The 18,307-nt window shown below is 63.1% G+C and carries 19 protein-coding genes; 11 read left to right on the forward strand and 8 right to left on the reverse strand.

The features are described 5' to 3' along the window. Nucleotides 1–135: 135 nt before the first annotated feature. Nucleotides 136–1,746 carry an ABC transporter substrate-binding protein gene (locus AC1RUK_RS00485; protein WP_481837212.1) on the reverse strand — a complete coding sequence of 537 codons (1,611 nt, stop codon included), beginning with the start codon at nt 1,744–1,746 and terminating at the stop codon, nt 136–138. Nucleotides 1,747–2,130: 384 nt separating this feature from the next. On the opposite strand from AC1RUK_RS00485, the gene AC1RUK_RS00490 reads away from it, so the two are divergent. Beyond that, entirely contained in the window at nt 2,131–3,321 is a 1,191-nt protein-coding gene (locus tag AC1RUK_RS00490; RefSeq protein WP_481837211.1) for a M24 family metallopeptidase, read from the forward strand. A 10-nt stretch (nt 3,322–3,331) separates the two neighbouring features. Further along, nucleotides 3,332–4,012 (forward strand): DUF4304 domain-containing protein, encoded by a 681-nt coding sequence (locus AC1RUK_RS00495; protein WP_481837210.1) that lies wholly within the window; start codon nt 3,332–3,334, stop codon nt 4,010–4,012. A 15-nt stretch (nt 4,013–4,027) separates the two neighbouring features. On the opposite strand, the gene AC1RUK_RS00500 is transcribed toward AC1RUK_RS00495, so the two are convergent. From AC1RUK_RS00500 to AC1RUK_RS00510, 3 genes are read right to left on the reverse strand one after another with little or no spacing between them, the layout of a single operon-like run. Beyond that, nucleotides 4,028–4,441, reverse strand: a complete 414-nt coding sequence (locus tag AC1RUK_RS00500; RefSeq protein ID WP_481837209.1) for a cupin domain-containing protein — start codon at nt 4,439–4,441, stop codon at nt 4,028–4,030. A gap of 4 nt (nt 4,442–4,445) precedes the next feature. Further along, the gene (locus AC1RUK_RS00505) at nt 4,446–5,312 is read right to left on the reverse strand and encodes a phosphoenolpyruvate hydrolase family protein (RefSeq protein WP_481837208.1); all 867 of its coding nucleotides are present in this window, start codon (nt 5,310–5,312) and stop codon (nt 4,446–4,448) included. 12 nt (nt 5,313–5,324) lie between these two features. Beyond that, entirely contained in the window at nt 5,325–6,521 is a 1,197-nt protein-coding gene (locus tag AC1RUK_RS00510) for a Tm-1-like ATP-binding domain-containing protein (protein WP_481839613.1), read from the reverse strand. Between the two features lie 111 nt (nt 6,522–6,632). Here AC1RUK_RS00510 and AC1RUK_RS00515 point away from each other — a divergent pair, with 111 nt between their 5' ends. From AC1RUK_RS00515 to AC1RUK_RS00545, 7 genes are all read left to right on the forward strand, one after another. After that, complete coding sequence (locus AC1RUK_RS00515; protein ID WP_481837207.1) at nt 6,633–7,328, forward strand: TetR/AcrR family transcriptional regulator; 696 nt, start codon at nt 6,633–6,635, stop codon at nt 7,326–7,328. A gap of 361 nt (nt 7,329–7,689) precedes the next feature. After that, the gene (locus AC1RUK_RS00520) at nt 7,690–9,006 is read left to right on the forward strand and encodes an ABC transporter substrate-binding protein (protein WP_481837206.1); all 1,317 of its coding nucleotides are present in this window, start codon (nt 7,690–7,692) and stop codon (nt 9,004–9,006) included. A gap of 68 nt (nt 9,007–9,074) precedes the next feature. Next, complete coding sequence (locus AC1RUK_RS00525; protein ID WP_481837205.1) at nt 9,075–9,980, forward strand: carbohydrate ABC transporter permease; 906 nt, start codon at nt 9,075–9,077, stop codon at nt 9,978–9,980. A 1-nt stretch (nt 9,981) separates the two neighbouring features. Then, a complete protein-coding gene (locus AC1RUK_RS00530) occupies nt 9,982–10,941 on the forward strand; it encodes a carbohydrate ABC transporter permease (RefSeq protein WP_436173605.1) in 960 nt (319 codons plus the stop codon). After that, nucleotides 10,938–11,174 (forward strand): hypothetical protein, encoded by a 237-nt coding sequence (locus AC1RUK_RS00535; RefSeq protein WP_481837204.1) that lies wholly within the window; start codon nt 10,938–10,940, stop codon nt 11,172–11,174. The genes AC1RUK_RS00530 and AC1RUK_RS00535 overlap by 4 nt, the downstream gene beginning before the upstream one ends. After that, the gene (locus tag AC1RUK_RS00540; RefSeq protein ID WP_481837203.1) at nt 11,171–12,274 is read left to right on the forward strand and encodes an ABC transporter ATP-binding protein; all 1,104 of its coding nucleotides are present in this window, start codon (nt 11,171–11,173) and stop codon (nt 12,272–12,274) included. Before AC1RUK_RS00535 ends, AC1RUK_RS00540 begins: the two co-directional genes overlap by 4 nt. After that, a complete protein-coding gene (locus AC1RUK_RS00545; RefSeq protein WP_481837202.1) occupies nt 12,274–13,377 on the forward strand; it encodes an ABC transporter ATP-binding protein in 1,104 nt (367 codons plus the stop codon). Before AC1RUK_RS00540 ends, AC1RUK_RS00545 begins: the two co-directional genes overlap by 1 nt. Before the next feature lie 40 nt (nt 13,378–13,417). Here AC1RUK_RS00545 and AC1RUK_RS00550 read toward each other — a convergent pair whose 3' ends face one another. Beyond that, the gene (locus AC1RUK_RS00550) at nt 13,418–13,849 is read right to left on the reverse strand and encodes a DUF4437 domain-containing protein (RefSeq protein WP_481837201.1); all 432 of its coding nucleotides are present in this window, start codon (nt 13,847–13,849) and stop codon (nt 13,418–13,420) included. A 116-nt stretch (nt 13,850–13,965) separates the two neighbouring features. Further along, the gene (locus AC1RUK_RS00555; RefSeq protein WP_436173600.1) at nt 13,966–14,934 is read right to left on the reverse strand and encodes an AraC family transcriptional regulator; all 969 of its coding nucleotides are present in this window, start codon (nt 14,932–14,934) and stop codon (nt 13,966–13,968) included. Between the two features lie 91 nt (nt 14,935–15,025). Between AC1RUK_RS00555 and AC1RUK_RS00560 the strand changes: the two genes are divergently transcribed. Next, nucleotides 15,026–16,240, forward strand: coding sequence for an MFS transporter (locus AC1RUK_RS00560; protein ID WP_481840167.1), 1,215 nt, complete (start codon nt 15,026–15,028; stop codon nt 16,238–16,240). A 51-nt stretch (nt 16,241–16,291) separates the two neighbouring features. On the opposite strand, the gene AC1RUK_RS00565 is transcribed toward AC1RUK_RS00560, so the two are convergent. Next, entirely contained in the window at nt 16,292–16,861 is a 570-nt protein-coding gene (locus tag AC1RUK_RS00565) for a TetR family transcriptional regulator (RefSeq protein WP_481837199.1), read from the reverse strand. A gap of 88 nt (nt 16,862–16,949) precedes the next feature. Here AC1RUK_RS00565 and AC1RUK_RS00570 point away from each other — a divergent pair, with 88 nt between their 5' ends. Next, entirely contained in the window at nt 16,950–17,852 is a 903-nt protein-coding gene (locus AC1RUK_RS00570; protein ID WP_481837198.1) for an SDR family oxidoreductase, read from the forward strand. Nucleotides 17,853–17,854: 2 nt separating this feature from the next. On the opposite strand, the gene AC1RUK_RS00575 is transcribed toward AC1RUK_RS00570, so the two are convergent. Then, nucleotides 17,855–18,202, reverse strand: coding sequence for a GFA family protein (locus AC1RUK_RS00575; protein WP_481837197.1), 348 nt, complete (start codon nt 18,200–18,202; stop codon nt 17,855–17,857). Nucleotides 18,203–18,307: the final 105 nt, after the last annotated feature.

Consider the following 18,307-nt stretch of genomic DNA (forward strand, 5'->3'; position numbering starts at 1 on the left):
CCGTATCGGTCGAGAGAGGTGCTGCGCCTGGGCACCCCCTTCTGTCCGGTAGTACAGAGGGGGGTGTGAAGGAACTCGGCATTTGACCAAGTCTCCACGCCAATTTTGCCGCGAATTTTCATCCGCGCGAGTGTGTCACGATTCCAAATAGGTGTCCGCCCAGTTCGAGACCGCCCAGCGCGGGTTGTTGGCTATATTCCCGACCGTATCCCGCGCGACGCTGATGAAACTCCATTCGGCGACGTTGATCAGCGGCAAGTCGGCCGCCACCTTCTGCTGAAACTCCTTGTAGAGCTCGGTGCGGGCTGAGGTGTCGAGCGTCTCCGACGCCTTGGCGATGAGCGCGTCCAGTTCGTCGTTCTTGTAGCCGCCCTGGTTGGAGAAGGGCACGCCGTCCGGGATGCCGCTCTGCACCAGGATGGTGGTCGAGATCGCCGGATCGCCGCGGAATACCGGCGGGCCGACGGCGAGGTCGAAGGCATGGTCGGTGTAGACGGCCTTGATGTGCGCGGGCGAGTCGTTGTTGACCAGCTCGGCGTCGATGCCGATGGCGGCCAGCGCCTGGCGCAGATAGTCGCCGAACTGCTTGGTCTCGTTGAAATAGGGCGCCGGCAATAGTTTCAGCGAAAAGCGCTTGCCGTCAGCGCCCTTCTTGTAACCGGCCTCGTCGAGCAGAGCGTTGGCCTTGGCGACGTCGAATGCATAGGTCGGCACGTCGGCGGTGTAGAATTGCGGATCGTTCTTCGGCACCGGACCGGTGGCGGTGGCGGCATAGCCGAGGAACACCGTCTTGACGACGAAGTCCTTGTCGATGGCATGCGCGATCGCCTGGCGCACTTTCAGATCGGCCAGTTCCTTGCGGCGATGGTTGATCTCAACGACGAGCTGATAGGTGAGCCCCTCATAGCCCTTGGTGATGACCTTGATGCCAGGCACCTTGGAGATGCGGTCGAGATCGGCCAGTGGCACGGCCGAGAAAACGGCGAGCTGGATCTCTTCGGCTTCGAGTGCCGCCGCCGCCGAGGTGCGGTCCGGCAGCACCTGGTAGACGATCTCGTCGAGCCAGGGCTCGTCCTTGCCCCAGTAGTCGGTGTTCTTCACCAGTCGGTAGTACTGGCCGGCCTTGTATTCGGCGAACTTGAACGGGCCGGTGCCGACCGGCGCATTGTTGGCCGGGTTCTCCTCGATCTTGCCAGTCTCGTAGATGTGCTTCGGCACGACGCTGCTCAGCGCCGGCAGGGCGTTGCGGATCAGTTGGAACGGCGTCGGCTTGGCGAATTTGAAGACGGCGGTGAGATCATCCGGCGTGTCGACGGCGGCGAGATCCTTGAACACGGTGCGGCCGAGATTCTGCAGCGGCTTCCAGATCTGCAGCGCCGAGAAGGCGACGTCGGCCGACGTAAAGGGCTTGCCGTCATGCCATTTGACACCGTCGCGCAGCTTGAAGGTCACCGATAGCCCATCGGCAGCGCCTTCCCACGAGAGCGCCAAGCGCGGCTGCAGCCCATCCTTGCCGTCGAAGGAGGCTTCGGCCAGCGTTTCGACGGCCTTGCTGGAAATGAAGAAGACGCCGTTTGAGGCGACGATTGCCGGGTTGAGGTTGCGCGGCTCGGAATCGGCAGCGACGACCAGCCGTCCGCCCTTTTTCGGCGTCTGCGCCCAGCCGATCACCGGCATGGCGGTGGAGGCGAGCAGGGCCGCCGAACCGGCAAGCACCGTGCGCCTGGAAATGGTGAAACCTGACATGATCGACCTCCGTCCTCTCCGCACCCGGCCGGGTGCGCCAATCCCCTCGACGCCAGCGGGTCCGCGAGCATCCTTGCGGCGGCGATTATGGCCCTTGCGAAGGGTTTCGCCAGAGACGGAATTGGCGCATGCTGCCGTGGCTTTGAAATTTTCGTCCGCTGGACCAGTTGTTAGCCAAGCGGTTCAAGATGCTCATCTGGTATTACCAGATGAGGCGATTGATGCGCGAGAACTCGGCATTGTAAAGTCTGTTGCGATCTCAGCACCATTTCTGGCTGGACCAGCGTGGCGAAAATAGTGCAGATTTGATCGGCAGCCAGATGATCAGCGACCAGCTCAGCCGGCAAGCCGGCCCGACCGGCCGGCACATTCAGGGAGAGAACAATGAACATCGCCCCGGGCAAGAGCGCCATCGGCACCATTCCGTTCGGCCAGGCGAGGCTCGACGGGCTGATGGAGGAAGCCGGCATCGATGTGCTGCTCGCTACCTCCAAGCACAACACGCAGTACCTGCTTGGCGGCTACAAGTTCATCTTCTTCGCCGCCATGGATGCGATCGGCCACAGTCGCTACCTGCCTGTCGTCGTCTACGAGAAGGGCGGGCCGGACCATGCCGCCTATATAGGCAACCGCATGGAAGGCGCCGAGCACCAGAACAACCCGTTCTGGACGCCGACCCTGCATGCCGCCTGCTGGGGCACGCTCGACGCCGCCAACCTCGCGGTCGAGCATGTGCGCAAGATCGGCAAGGCAGGAGCGCGCATCGGCATCGAGCCGGCCTTCCTGCCGTCGGATGCCTATACGCTGATCCGCAAGGCGCTGCCGGACGCAAAGCTCGTCGACGCCACCGACATGCTGGAGCGGATGCGCGCCATCAAGACCGACGCGGAGCTGGAGAAGCTGCGCATCGCCTCCGAACTGATCACCGATTCCATGCTGGCAACGATTGGCTGGGCGCATGAGGGCACGACCAAGACCGAGATCATCGAGCAGTTGCGGCGCGAGGAGACCAATCGTGGCGCACATTTCGAATATTGCCTGCTGACGCTGGGCTCCAGCCACAACCGGGCTGCCTCACCGCAGGCGTGGAAAAGGGGCGAGGTGCTGTCGATCGATTCCGGCGGCAACTATCACGGCTATATAGGAGACCTCTGCCGCATGGGCATACTGGGCGAGGCGGATGCGGAACTCGAGGATCTGCTGGCCGAGGTCGAGACGGTGCAGCAGGCGGCCTTCTCCAAGGTCAAGGCAGGCACGCTCGGTGGCGACATGATTTCCCACGCGGAAGGCGTGCTGAAGGCCTCGAAGGTTGCGCCCTACACCGATTTCTTCGCCCACGGCATGGGACTGATCACGCATGAGGCGCCGTTCCTGATGACCAACCATCCGGTGACCTATGAAGGCACCTATGCCGTCAAGCCGCTGGAAAAGAACATGGTCCTGTCGGTCGAGACGACGATGCTTCACCCGACGCGTGGCTTCATCAAGCTGGAGGATACGCTGGCAGTCACCGATACCGGCTATGTGATGTTCGGTGACCGGGGTCGGGGGTGGAATAGAGGTGGGGTGGCCTAGGGCGCTGGCAATGGAACCCGAATTGCCCAGGCAAGTCTTTCTCGACGGGTGCCAGCAGATTTCTATGCGGCTCGAACCGATCGGGTTCCGTTTTGCGAAAAGCGGTCCTCATGCAAGCCGCCGAGCCGGCGACTGGACATTCAAAATCTCCTTTCAGTCAAACTATCTGAATGTCGGCGGCGAGTATGTCGAACTCGTCGTGCATGCGTCAGTCTACAGCAGGGCAATAAAAGAGTGGGACGAGCACAGCGCTTGGCCCGCCAGTGCTAGCGATTGGGTCGCCGGCGGACAGCTTGGCAATTTGCGAAGCCCGCATCAATGGCGGACATGGAACATCGCAGACCCGCTTGCGCGTCAGGCTGAAATTGCGAACATCGTTGCGAACATTCAAACGACTGTCCTGCCGCTCTTCGAACGGTTTGGTGCCCCAGGCAAACTAGCTAAACAGGTCGCGTATTCTGAAGTTCCAGGCTTCATGTTCCCTGAAAATGCAGTTCGATTTGTACTCTGGCAGCTGGGGCGCGAAGAAGCCGAACAGTGTTTGCGCTTTTGGGTGCAGCATTTCGACGATTGGGAGGGATTTCGCCACGACTGCGACGCCCTTGTTCCCCCTCACCGTATGAGTGGCGATACAGGCGTTCAACGCTTGGCGAAAGTCGCTCGCGCGATGAAGATCGGGCTGGATCTTTGATCGCCAGACGTTACGTCACCCCGATGGGATCAGCCTGAAATCCGGCAACTCCCGCAATGCCAGTTCCGGTCCGGCCGGCGAATAGACGACAAAAAGCTGCATCGGACCGTCGCCGGTGTTCAACGTCGAATGGAAGCGGCTTTCCGGCACGTAGATGGTGCAGCCGGGGCCGACTTTCGCGACGACCGGATTGCCCTGCTCGTCCTCGACCATCTGCTCGCCATGGCCCGAGATGACGAAGATGATTTCTTCCGCGCCCGGATGATTGTGGCGGGTGTGGCCCTTGCCGGACGGCAGGTCGACGACGCCGCCGGAAAAGCGCTCCGCGCCGTTCACTTCCGGAGCGACCGTCAATGCCAGCCTGCCCCAGTCGAAGCCGAAGGCGCTGACGTCCTTCGGGTATACGAACACCTTGCTCTTGTCGGCCATCGTTTCATCCCTTCTTTTTCTTCGCGATAGTTTTCGAGCCGCCAAGCGCGACGGCCTTGAAATCCGCGGTCTGTTTGGCGATCGCGGCTTCCGCTGGCAGCCGCTCCATCGAGCTGGCGCCGTAGAAGCCGTGCAGGCCCTCACAGCGTTCCAGAATGTAACGGGCGTCGTCCGGCATCGAAATCGGCCCGCCATGGCAAAGCAGGATGACATCCTTGCGCACCGATCGCGCGGCGTCGGCGATGGCGTCGATCTCCTTCACGCAATCGTCGAGTGACTTGGCCGACGTCGCACCGATCGAACCGCCCGTCGTCACGCCCATATGGGCGACGACGATGTCGGCGCCGGCCTTGGTCATGGCGCGCGCCTCGTCCGGGTTGAAGACATAGGGCGTGGTCAAGAGGTCGAGCTGGCGCGCCTCGGCGATCATGTCGACCTCGAGCCCGAAGCCCATGCCGGTCTCCTCGAAGCTTTGCCGCATCTGGCCGTCGAACAGGCCGATGGTGGGAAAGTTCTGAACGCCGGAAAAGCCCATCGTCTTCAGCTCGGTCAGGAACAGCGGCATGATGACGAAAGGATCGGTGCCGTTGACGCCGGCCAGCACCGGCGTCTTCTTCACCACCGGCAGCACCTCATAGGCCATCTCCTTGACGATCTCGTTGGCATTGCCATAGGCGAGCAGGCCGGCGGCCGAGCCGCGCCCGGCCATGCGGTAACGGCCGGAATTGTAGATGATGATGAGGTCGATGCCGCCGGCCTCCTCGGCCTTTGCCGACAGGCCGGTGCCGGCGCCGCCGCCGACGATCGGCACGCCGTCGGCGATCATCCTGCGGAATTTTTCCAGGATTTTCTTGCGCGGAATGGCGGCCATGCTTGTCAGGTCTCACTTGCTGGCGATGTCGAGGAAGGCAGCGGTTGCGGCCCTGGCGAATTCCGGATCGTTGATGTGCAGCGGCAGGCGGGTCACGCGCCGCGTCGGGGTCGGATTGATCGTGCGTTCGATGGCTTCGAACAGCGCGGCGTCGGCTGCGGGATCGAAAAAGGCGCCGCCTTCGATGTCGAGCGCCGAGACGCCCTTTTCGGGGATCAGGAAATGGACCGGACCCTGGCAGCGGCTCAATCTTCCGCCGATCCATTCGCCGATCTGGCGACATTCGTCCGCTGTCGTGCGCATCAGCGTCACATTGGAATTGTGCTCGTAGAACAACCGTCCGCGATAGCGTTCGGGAATGGTTGGCGGCGCCCAGAAATTCACCATGTCGAGCGCCCCGACCGAGCCGACATAGGGCAGCCTCGTGCGGGCAATGGCGCCGAAGCGGTCGTCAGTCGCCGGCAGCACGCCGCCGAACAGCAGGTCGCAGACTTCGGTGGTGGTGATGTCGATGACGCCGGCGAGCAGGCCAGAGTCGGCGAGCTTCTCCATGGTGCGGCCGCCGGTGCCGGTGGCGTGGAAGACCATGCAGTCGTAGGTGGCGCGCAACTGATCGGCGATGGCTGTCACGCAAGGCGTGGTGACGCCGAACATGGTGAGGCCAAGCGATGGCTTGCCGTCGGCCGATGGCGCCGGTTTCGCTGCCATGCCGGATATCGCCTGAGCAGCGTTGTGCAGCACGACACGTGACAGCCGGTTGAGCCCCGCCATGTCGGTGACGGACGGCATCATGACGATGTCGGAGACGTCGACATAAGGTGCTGTATCGCCGGAGGCGAGCGTCGAGACCATGATCTTGGGCAGGCCGAGCGGCAGCGTACGCATGCCCGAGGTGATGATCGAGGTGCCGCCACCGCCGCCGATGCCGATCATGCCTGATATGTCGGTGCGCGACTGCGCGAAGCGGGCGAAGGCAGCGGCCATCGCCGCCACCGACCTGCCACGGTCGTCGCTTCCCAGCACGGCGTTGCGGCCCTCGGGATGATGGCCGGCGACCTCCTCGGCAGGAATATCGACCGGCACGGTGGCGGCGCGGGTTCCGACATCGACACGGGTGACGGCAGCACCGGTGGCGGCGATCGCGTCGGCCAGGAAGGCAAGTTCCTCGCCCTTGGTGTCGGCGGTGCCCACCACATAGATGCGCTTCATCGCGTTTCCCCGGTCCTCGGCGTGCCCGGCGTCGTCGCCTGCCGCTCTCTGCAGGCCGCTCGGCAGCGCCAAGGCCATTGCAATTTTTTGAGACGCGCGTATCGTATTGACATGGATGTCTCACGTCAACAAGCCGCAATGAACGATGGCGCCGAGCAGAGAGTAAATCAGGCGACCGAGCGCGGGGCTCGCGCCCGGACAAGGCGGCTGATGCTGGAGACGGCGACGCGGCTGATGCAGGCTGGCGCCACGCCCTCGGTGAGCGAGGTGGCGGAAGCAGCCGAAGTGTCCCGTGCGACCGCCTATCGCTATTTTCCGAGCCAGGCGGCACTGGTGCAGGCGGTGGTCGATCAAGGGCTCGGCCCGATCCTCACCTGGCATTCGACTTCCGCCGATCCCGAGCGCCGGGTCGCCGAATTGTTCGGTGCAGCGATGCCGCGCATCGAGGCGTTCGAGGCAACGTTCAAGGCAGCGTTGAAGCTGTCGCTCGAGCAGTGGGCGCAGCGGCAGGCGGGCACGCTGGGCGGCGAGCCGCAATTCACCCGCGGCCATCGCGTCGAGCTTTTGAAGGACGCGATCGCTCCGCTCAAGGGCCGACTGCCGCCGCGCGAATTCAGGCGCCTGGCACAGGCGCTGTCGCTGATCTTCGGCGTCGAGGTGCTGATCGTGCTGAAGGACATATGGGGCCTGGACAGCCGCAAGATGATGTCGGTCGCGCAATGGGCGGCTGGCGCCCTGGTGCGGGCGGCGGTGGCGGAATCAGTGGGCGATGGAGACGGGGCCGCGCGACCGGCGGTGGCAAAATAAACGCGAATCTGGTTCGACCAGATATGGAAGCCAGCTACACATAGTAATTGTGCTGACACAACAAAAACAAGACCGTCATGTATCAAGGAGTAGGAAAATTAAGGTAAAACAGGCAGATACCGCCGCGGATGGGTTGTCTGACAGTCGCTGATCGAAGAAGAAAGAGCTTGACGTGCATTTGAAATTGGTAATACCAGATCAGGACCGATAAAGCGGATCGAAAGTGAGGGCTGCGATCCATTTTCCGGCCGGGCGACGAGGCCCAGAACCGGAAATGTGCCACCACGGGAGGAACTACCAGGGCCGGCCTCGCTGCCGGCTCGCATGACACGGTAGAATGCGCACAAGGGAGGAAATCATTATGCGCAAGACAATGACCAGCCTGCTTGCTGGTATCGGCTTAGTGCTCGCCTGCGGAACGTCCGTCTACGCGCAGGATAAGGAACTCACCATATTCTGGGCTGAATGGGATCCGGCCAACTATCTGCAGGAACTCGGCAACGAGTACGAGAAGGAAACCGGCGTCAAGATCACGGTGGAAACCACACCGTGGCCCGACTTCCAGACCAAGGCCTTCACCGAGTTCAACGCCCATGGCGACGCCTATGATATGGTCGTCGGCGACTCGCAATGGCTCGGCGCCGGATCGACCGGTGGCCATTATGTCGACCTGACCGACTTCTTCAACAAGCACAAGCTGGGCGAGGTGATGGCGCCGGCAACGGTGAAATACTATGCCGAATATCCGGGCGGCAGCAGCAAGTACTGGGCCATTCCGCTCGAAGGCGACGCCGTCGGCTGGTCCTATCGCAAGGACTGGTTTGAGGACCCGAAGGAGAAGGAAGCCTTCAAGGCCAAATACGGCTACGACCTCGACGTGCCGAAGGATTTCAAGGCGCTGCGCGACATTGCCGAATTCTTCCACCGACCGGACCAGAAGAAGTACGGCATCGCCATCTACACCGACAATTCCTATGACGCGATGGCGATGGGCTTCGAGAACGCGCTGTTCTCCTATGGCGGCGAACTGGGTGACTATAAGACCTACAAGGTCGACGGCTTCATCAATTCCGACAAGGCGGTCGCCGCGCTCGACGCCTACCGGGAGCTCTACAAGTTCACGCCTCCGGGCTGGGCCAAGGCGTTCTTCGTCGAGGACAACCAGGCGATCACCGAGAACCTGGCCGCGATGAGCATGAACTACTTCGCGTTCTTCCCCTCCCTGATCAACGAGGCGTCGAACCCGAATGCCAAGAACACCGGATTCTTCGCCAACCCTCCGGGGCCGAACGGCGACCAGTTCGCCGCACTCGGCGGTCAGGGCATCTCCATCGTTTCCTACTCGCAGAAGCAGGAAGAGGCGGTGAAGTTCCTCGAATGGTTCATCAAGGACGAGACCCAGAAGAAGTGGGCAGCGCTTGGCGGTTACACCTGCAGCGCGGCGGTGCTGAAGTCGCCCGAGTTCCAGAACGCCACGCCCTACAACAAGGCCTTCTACGAGACCATGTTCAAGGTGAAGGATTTCTGGGCGGTGCCGGAATATGCCGAACTGCTGCAGCAGCTCAACCAGCGCATCTATCCCTACGTGATCGGTGGACCTGGCACCGCCAAGGAGACGCTGGACGCGCTGGCCGGCGACTGGAACGCGACCTTCAAGAAATACGGCCGCGGCCAATAACAGTCATGCCTGACGGGGGAGGCCATCATGCCTCCTCCGTTTGTCTTTGAAGAATCTGGAGCAGGGTTTTGGCGACCACGATGATCACGACGCTGGACAGGTCCTCGCGGGCCGCTGCCCGCGGCCTCAGCGACATTTCGATCCGCAATCTCTTCATCATCCCGACGATCCTGTTCCTGATCGTCTTCAACATCTTCCCGCTGATCTATTCGCTGGGCTATTCCTTCACCGATTTCCGCGCCTCGACCAATGCGTCGGCGAATTTCGTCGGGCTGCAGAACTATCGCGACCTGCTCAACGACCCCTATGTCTGGTCGAATTTCGCGATCACCGCGAAATACGTCATCATCTCGGTCGCCGGGCAGCTGCTTGTCGGTTTCGGCGTCGCCATGCTGCTCAACCGCGACATTCCGTTGAAGGGCTTGCTGACGACGCTGCTGCTTTTGCCGATGATGCTGTCGATGGCGGTGGTCGGCCTGTTTTGGAAACTGCTCTACGATCCGTCTTTCGGCATCATCAACTACGCGCTCGGCCTCGGCACCTTCGAATGGCTGTCGGATCCGAGCATGGCGCTTTATGCGGTGGCGCTGACCGACATTTGGATGTGGTCGCCCTTCGTCATGCTCTTGTCCCTGGCCGGTCTCTCGGCGGTGCCGAAGCATCTCTACGAAGCCGCCGCCATCGATCGTGCCGGGCCGTTCTACACCTTCTTCCGCATCACGCTGCCGCTGGTCGCGCCGATCCTGATGATCGCGGTCATCTTCCGCACCATGGAAGCATTCAAGACCTTCGACCTTGCCTACATCCTGACCAGCCAGCCGACGGCCGAACTGATCTCGATCCGGCTCTACAAGATGGCGTTCCAGGAATGGCAGACCGGGCGCTCCTGCGCGATGGCCTACATCGTGCTGATCATGGTGCTGGCGATCACCAACATCTATGTGAAATACCTCAACAAGGTGAAGGAGCGCTGAGATGGCCGCCGTGCGCACTTCTTCCGAGATCGGCTTCAACCGTGCGGCAATCGTCGCGGTGCTGGTGGTGACGATCATCTTCCTTGCGCCGATCTACTGGATTGCCTCGACGGCGTTCAAGCCGCGCAATCTCGCCACCACTATCCCCCCGACGGTCGTCTTCCAGCCGGAAATATCGCCCTTCGTCAAGCTGTTCGCCAAGCGCTCGCAGATGCGCAACGCGGCGTCGCCGGAGGAGTATGCAGCCGCTCCCTGGTGGGAGCGCGTCGTCTTCGACGGAGGCGAAAAGATCGTGCGTGACGGCAAGGGCCAGGTGCAGTGGTCCGGCTATCCGAGCCGCTTCATGAACTCGTTGATCGTGGCCATAACCTCGACGGTACTGGCGGTCGGCATGGGCACCTTCACCGCCTACGGCTTCTCGCGCTTCAGGGTGAAGGGAGAGGCGGATCTGCTCTTCTTCATCCTGTCGACGCGCATGCTGCCGCCGGTGGTCGTCGCGATCCCGATGTTCCTGATGTACCGCGCAGTCGGGCTCAACGATTCCCATCTCGGCCTGATCATCCTCTACACCGCCTTCAACCTGTCCTTCTCAGTCTGGCTGATGAAAGGCTTCATGGACGAGATCCCGAAGGAATATGAGGAGGCGGCGCTCGTCGATGGCTATACGCGCATGGAGGCCTTCTTCAAGATCGTGCTACCTGAGGCCGCCACCGGCATCGCCGCCACCGCCGTCTTCTGCTTTATCACGGCGTGGAACGAATATGCCTTCGCACTGATCATGACCAGCCGCCGTGCCCAGACAGCACCGCCCTTCATCCCCAGCCAGATCGGCTCCGGCCTGCCGGACTGGACGGTGATCGCTGCTGGAACCTTCCTGTTCCTGCTGCCGGTCGCGATCTTCACCTTCATGCTCCGCAACCATCTCTTGCGCGGCATGTCGTTCGGAGCGATCCGCAAATGAGCTTTCGCGCCATCAACCAGAAATACCTGGAACCCGGCTCGCAGATCCTGATGGTGCTTGGCATCGTCGCGCTCTGCCAGCCCTGGAACATGCTGCTGCACAGCTACGGCGTGACCATCATCCTGATCGGGCTGATCGGCTTCAACATCACGTCGAAGATCGCGCCGGAGGAAGAGGCCGGCACCGGTCATGGCGCAGATGCGCAAGCGCGAAATCCGGGAGCGCAGCATTGACCCAGATCGAGCTTCGCGGCGTGCAGAAATATTTCGGCGCCGTCCAGGTCATCAAGGACCTCAACCTCAAGATCGACGACAACGAGTTCATCGTGCTGCTCGGCCAGTCGGGATGCGGCAAGACGACGACGCTGCGCGCCATTGCCGGCCTGGAGACGATCGACGGCGGCGACATCCTGATCGACGGCAAGCCGGTGCAGCACCTCAAGGCCGCCGACCGCGACATCGCCATGGTCTTCCAGTCGTTCTCGCTCTATCCGCATATGAGCGTCTACGAGAACATCGCCTTTCCGCTCAGGGCAACGCGCAAGAGCAAGGCCGAGATCGACCAGGAAGTGCGCTCGGTCGCCAAGACGCTGCAGATCTCCGACCTGTTGGCGAAGAAGCCGTCGGCGCTGTCGGGCGGCGACATGCAGCGCGTCGCCATCGGCCGGGCGCTGGTGCGGCGGCCGAAGGCGATGCTGATGGACGAGCCGATCGGCGCGCTCGACGCCAAGCTGCGCGAAGAGATGCGGGCCGAGATCAAGCGCCTGCATATCAAGCAAGGCTCGACCACCATCTACGTCACCCACGATCAGATCGAGGCGATGAGCCTCGCCGACCGCATCGTCATCATGCATGAGGGCGTGTTGCAGCAGGTCGGATCGCCGGACGAGGTCTATTCGCAACCGGCCAATCTGTTCGTGGCGCAGTTCGTCGGCAGCCCGGTGATGAATGTCGCCGAGGCCTCGGTGACGGAAAAGGCTTCGGCCGCCTCGGTCACGGTCGGTGACGCGACCAACGGCTTCGAGTTCCCGCGCGCGCTTCTGTCGAAGCTCAACGGCCATGCCGGCGGCAAGCTCGCACTCGGCATCCGGCCGGAAGGGGTGATCGTGCGCCATGAGGCAGCGGAAGGCTTCCTGCCGGTCGAGACGCAGATCGTCGAGCCGCTCGGATCCTTCGACATCGTCGACATCAAGGTCGGCTCCGAGATGATGCGTGCGCGCACCAAGAGCGGCTTCGTCAGCGGACCCGGCGAGAAGGTCTTCGCCAGGATCGACCCGACGCAGGCGCATTTCTTCGACGTGGCGAGCGGCAAGTCGCTTGGGGTGAGACTCTGATGGCCCATATCCAGCTGAAAAACATCTCGAAGAGCTTCGGCAATCACACCGCGCTCACCGGGCTCAATCTCGAAATCGCCGACGGCGAGTTCTTCGTGCTGCTCGGCGAGACCGGCGCCGGCAAGACGACGACGCTGCGCATGATCGCGGGTCTCGAGAAGCCGAGCGAAGGCCAGGTCTTCATCGACGGCGTCGACGTCGCCGACTGGGGTGCCGCCGAGCGCGACGTGGCGCTGGTGCTGCAGCAATATTCGCTCTATCCGCGCTACACGGTGCGCGAGAACCTCGAATTCCCGCTGAAGCCGAAGATCCGCCGGCTGCCCGATGCCGAGATCAAGGATCGCGTCGACCGCGCGGCCAGGACATTGCGCATCGAGCATCTGCTCGACCGCAAGACCGACCGGCTCTCGGGCGGCGAGATGCAGCGCGTCTCGATCGGCCGCGCGATCGTACGCAAGCCGCGCGTGTTCCTGATGGACGAGCCGCTGTCGGCGCTCGACGCAAAACTGCGCGAGGCGCTGCGTACAGAGCTGAAGAATTTGCAGATTCAGCTTGGCGCCACCTTCCTGTTCGTGACGCACGACCAGATCGAGGCGATGTCGATGGGCGACAAGGTCGGCGTGCTCAACCATGGCCGCATCGTCCAGACCGGCACGCCGCAGGAGATCTACAACAATCCGCGCGACACCTATGTGGCAAGTTTCGTCGGCTCGCCGCCGATGAACCTGATCGAGGGCACGCTGGTCGACAACCGCGCGGTGATGGCGCCGATGAATTTCGAACTGCCGTTTTCAGGCGGAGCCAGGACTTCTTGGGGGTTAAACGCGGGCGGTGCGACCGACGGTCGCCCGCTCGTCTTCGGCATCCGTCCCGAGGACGTCTATCTGGAGAGCGGTGCGCCGGTCGAGGCGCGGGTGCATGATGTCGAGAACCATGGCGTCGAGAAGATCCTGACGCTCAGGGTCGGCGACACGATGCTGCGCGCCACAGTGCCGGCGAGGACCGATGTCGAGATCGAGCAACCGGTGCGGTTCGCGTGGAACCCGGACAAGGTGGTGCTGTTCGACAAGGGCAGCGGCGTGAGCTTGCGGCACGCCAGTTAGTTTGCTGACTTCCTTGCGCGACTGTTTCGCCGACCGGCCGCTATTTCGGGAAGTAGGTCTCGTAGGGCGTATCGTTGATCAAAAGGATCACGCACTCGGTGTCTGACAGGCACGCATCGTCGTGCATCTCATTGGCCTTCTGGGTCCAGTAGGATCCCGGAGGAAGCTCGACCTTGGTCTCTTCGCCGCCGTCCATCTGCCAGTGCGCCCAGAGCCCCTTTATGACCACCGCGCGATAGTCCGCGGTGTGCGCATGAACCGGCGCCCGCCAGTTGCCGGGAACCTTGAGCAACGTGCCCGCCGGGCCCTTGGCCCGTTCGCCCCATAGCGGCCCGAGCCGATGCGGCTGGTCGGGCACTTCGGCGATATAGGGGATCTTGTCGGCCGGCAGGTAGCTGTCTTCAAGGGCAAATGCCCGTCCCGGAATGAAGGACAGAGCGGCGAGGGCAAACAATGCAGAACGTCTGGCCATAGCGGGTTCCTCCGCCGGCCAGATTATTCGCGAGGCGTCGCCGGGCAATGACGCTCCGTCCAAAAGATTTGGCAATTCCTCCAGGCCAGCAACTGGCCGCGCGGGCCGGGCTCCCATCAGGGCTCTATGTCGCCGCCGTTGTTACGCAGATGGCTTGGCGCTATGCCCATGACCCGCTTGAAGGCGCGGCTGAAGGACGCTTCCGAATCGTAACCCAATTTCGCCGCCGCGACGGATACTCTCATACCGTCGCGGGCCAGCCATTGCCGCGCCTGGTGCATGCGCACGCGCAGAACATATTTAGCCGGCGTCTCGCCGACCACGGTGGCGAAACGCTGGGCGAAGGCGGAGCGCGATGCCCCCATTGTCCGCGCGAGCGCTTCGACCGTCCAGTCGCGGTCCGGCTGCAGGTGAATGGCGGCGAGCACCTTGCCGACATCCGGGTTCCTGACCGCGGCGATCCAGCCGGTGGCGTCGCCGCAGCCGTTCTCCACCCAGGAGCGGATGATCGTGGCGGCGAGCACATCGGCAAGGCGCGCCAGAATGCCGCCCGATCCGACCCGGTCCATCGTCACCTCGCCGGCCATCGCATCGAGCAGATGCTGGATGCCCGGCGCATTCGCCATCAGCTCATGGGCGCGCATCAGGTCGGGCATCATGTCCAGCAAAGGATGCGATCCGTCGAGATTGAAATGCATGCTGCCGCAGAACAGCAAGGTCTTGGGGCCGCCGCACTCGTTCGAGACGTCGTAGATGTTCTCGCACACCGGTTCGATGCTGTAGCGGCCGATCGGCACGGCGGGCACGCCCGGGGCGCTGGCCAGGATGTGCTCGTCGCCGCGCGGGATCAGCAGCGCGTCGCCCACCGTCAGCTCGATCCATTCCTTCGCCGGCGAGAACAGCCAGCAGCCCTGCTGGCCGATGAAGTGGAAGCGCGCCGCCTTCTGGGCAGGGAAGGAGACAGCCCACGGCTCACCGAGGACACAGCGGCCATAGTCGACGCCATCGAGACGCAGGCCGCGCAGCATGTCGCTGAGTGGATCGCCGGAACCCGGCAGCGCAGTTTTGGACGAATTGTAATTCATTCCGGTGTTTCTAGCATGGAAACTCCAGATGGTCACTCCCTATGTTGCATTGCAGCCAAATGTTGCGCTGCAACCAGACCGGAGATCCATCATGACCGAGCCCGCCGCAGGCGTCATCGACGCCACTGTTCTCGACTCTTCCGAAACCGAAGAACGCACCGAGCCGGCGTGGGGGGCGGTGGTGTCGCTGGCACTCGGCGTGTTCGGCCTGGTGACCGCCGAATTCCTGCCCGCCAGCCTGCTGACGCGGCTGGCGCAGGATCTCGGCATCACCGAAGGTGCGGCCGGGCAAGCGGTGACGGCGACGGCCGTCGTCGGGGCGATCGCCGCACCCACCATGGCCATCGTCACCAAGCGGCTCGACCGCAGGCTGGTCATGTGGGGGCTGACGGTGCTGCTGATCGTCTCGAACCTGCTCGCGGCCTTCGCGTCGTCGCTTGCCGTGCTGCTTGCGGCCCGCGTCGTTCTTGGCGTCGCCCTCGGCGGCTTCTGGTCGATGTCGGCGGCGATGGCGATGAGGCTGGTGCCGATGCGGCTGATGCCGCGCGCCATGTCGATCATCCTCACCGGCGTTTCGGTCGCTACCGTCACCGCGGCCCCGGTCGGCGCCTATGTCGGCGATGTCTGGGGCTGGCGGACCGCCTTCATGATCGCGGCGATCGTCGGCGCGCTGGCGCTGCTGGTGCAGATCGCAACGCTTCCAAAGCTGCCGCCGGCCGGCGTGGCAAGTTTCGGTACCTTGCTGGAGGTGCTGAAGCGGCCGATGATCCGGGTAGCGCTTCTGGTCGTGCTGCTGGTCGCCTCGGGGCACTTTGCCGGCTTCACCTATGTGCGCCCCTATCTGGAGCAGGTTCCCGTCCTGCCGATCGAGACCATCTCGCTCGTGCTTCTGGCCTATGGCATTGGCGGCTTCTTCGGCAATTTCGCCGGCGGCTTCATGGCCGAGCGCAGCCTCAAGACAGCGGTCGGCCTGGCGCCCCTGCTCATCGCCTTGTCGGCTCTCGTGCTGCTCACGCTCGGCGCCTCGCCGGTGACGGCGGCAATCGCGGTCACCGCTTGGGGCTTTGCCTTCGGCGCGGTGCCGGTCGGCTTGCAGACCTGGCTGGTGCGCGCCGCGCCCGACCAGGCCGAGAGCGCCGGCGGGCTGATGGTCGCGACGTTCCAGGTGGCGATCGCGCTGGGCGCGGTGTTTGGCGGGTTGCTGGTCGATCACGCCGGCGTTGCCAGCGCCTTTGCCTATTGCGGAACGGCGACGCTGCTGGCGGCGCTGGTTGCCTTCCTGCTTGGCCCGAAGCGCGCAAGCTAGGTCAACTGTTGACGCTCGACGCGTTCCTCTATCGATCGGCCCGATACCCGGCTACGGGTTTCGGGCTGAAATCGCCGCCACGAAACGCTTCAGGCTGTGCTCGACATAGGCGGTCAGCTCCCTATCGGGGTCAAGGCTCCACCACAGCAGCGAGCCCTGCCAGTGGGATGCCATCAGCAGGCCGATGTCTTGCGGCATGTCGGGCACGTCGGCGAAGCAGCCGGCGAGAACCTTGCTGAGCGCCGCCTTCCAGGCGGCGCCGCGCGACCGCAGCACGGGATCGCGCAGATCCTCGCGCAGGACGAGCAGACCTTCGGCATAGGATTCGATATCGCCGTAGCCCTTGGACAAGGCGACCAGCAACTGGATAGCCCCGGCTGGAGTTTTCGGAACCGAGCGGGCGAGGTCCTCGGTTTTCCGGTCGAGCCCATCCCAGGCGTAGAGCAAAGTGCGTTGCTTCAGCTGTGCCTTGCTCTTGAAACGCTGCACCAGCGTCGACCCTGAAAGGCCACATGCTTGCGCCAGCCGCTCGAAGGTCAGCGCTTCCGGGCCATCGGAATGGATCAGCCGGTACGCAGCCTCCAGCACCTGCTCGTCGGGTTGGGTTTTTGGCCGGGTCATCTTGACATCCAATTATAAACGAATGATCATTTATAAATGACTGAAGAGATGAAAGCTAGTCCGATGAGTTGCTTTTTGGGAGGGTTTCATGACGCTTGAAGGAAAAGTCGCCCTTGTCGCCGGCGCCACGCGCGGCGCGGGCCGTGGCATAGCGGTCGAACTCGGTGCGGCCGGCGCCACCGTCTATGTCACCGGGCGGACGACACAAAACCAGCAGTCCGACTATGGCCGTCCGGAGACCATCGAGGAAACGGCGGAACTGGTTGCAGCGCAAGGCGGCAAGGGCGTTCAGGTCGACCATCTCATAGCGGACGATGTGCGCAGGCTGGTCGAGCGCATCCGCGCCGAACAGGGCCGCCTCGATATCCTGGTCAACGACCTGTGGGGCGGCGAAAAATTGTTCGAGTGGAACAAGCCGGTCTGGGAGCACAATCTCGACAACGGCTTGCGCCTGCTGCGCCTGGCGATCGACACGCATCTGATCACCGCGCACCATGCGCTGCCGCTGATGATCGAGCGGCCGGGCGGACTGCATGTCGAGGTCACCGACGGCACCGCCGAATACAATGCCGACCACTACCGGCTGTCGCCGTTCTATGATCTCGCCAAGGTGGCGGCGACGCGCATGGCATGGGCGCACGCCAAGGACCTCGCTCCGTACGGCGCAGCGTCGGTTTGCCTGACGCCGGGCTGGCTGCGGTCCGAAATGATGCTGGAGGCGTTCGGCGTCACCGAAGAGAACTGGCGCGACGCGACCGCGAAGGTGCCGCACTTCATCAACTCGGAGACACCGCGCTTCATTGGCCGCGCGATTGCGGCACTGGCCGCGGATCCCGAGCGTTCGCGCTGGAACGGGCAGTCGCTGTCGAGCGGCGGGCTGGCGCAGGTCTATGGCTTTACCGATCTCGACGGCTCACGCCCGGATGCCTGGCGCTACGTTCCGGAAGTCCAGGATGCCGGCAAGCCGGCCGACGCGACGGGATACCGCTGAGTTCAGGCCAACCGGCCGTCGAAATCGAAGACCTCCACCGCGGCCAGATCCAGATCGTCGAGGCAGTTGATGTTGACGTAGGCGCTGCGCTCGCTGCCTTCGCTGACGTCCTCGGCGAAAGGGTGGATGCCGCAACTCCGGCAGAAGCGATGCGCGATAGCGCCCCTGCCGAACGTATACCGGCCGAAGTCGTCGCCCCAGGCAACCAGGCGCAGCCTGTCATGCGACACGGCCCACAGCAGCGCGCCTTTGCGGGCGCAGATCGAGCAATTGCATCGCACGGCCGCGGACAACTCGCCTTCGACCTCGAACGCCACCTTGCGGCAATGACAGCTGCCTTTGTAGACCATCGTTTTTTCCCTTTCCTTCGGTCCGGCAGGTGCAAACTTGCCGCCGCCGGGCTATGCCTCTCTCTCGCAGGCCAGATGCTGGCCTCTGCCTTAGAGACGTTGCAG

This window comes from Mesorhizobium monacense (assembly GCF_056781675.1).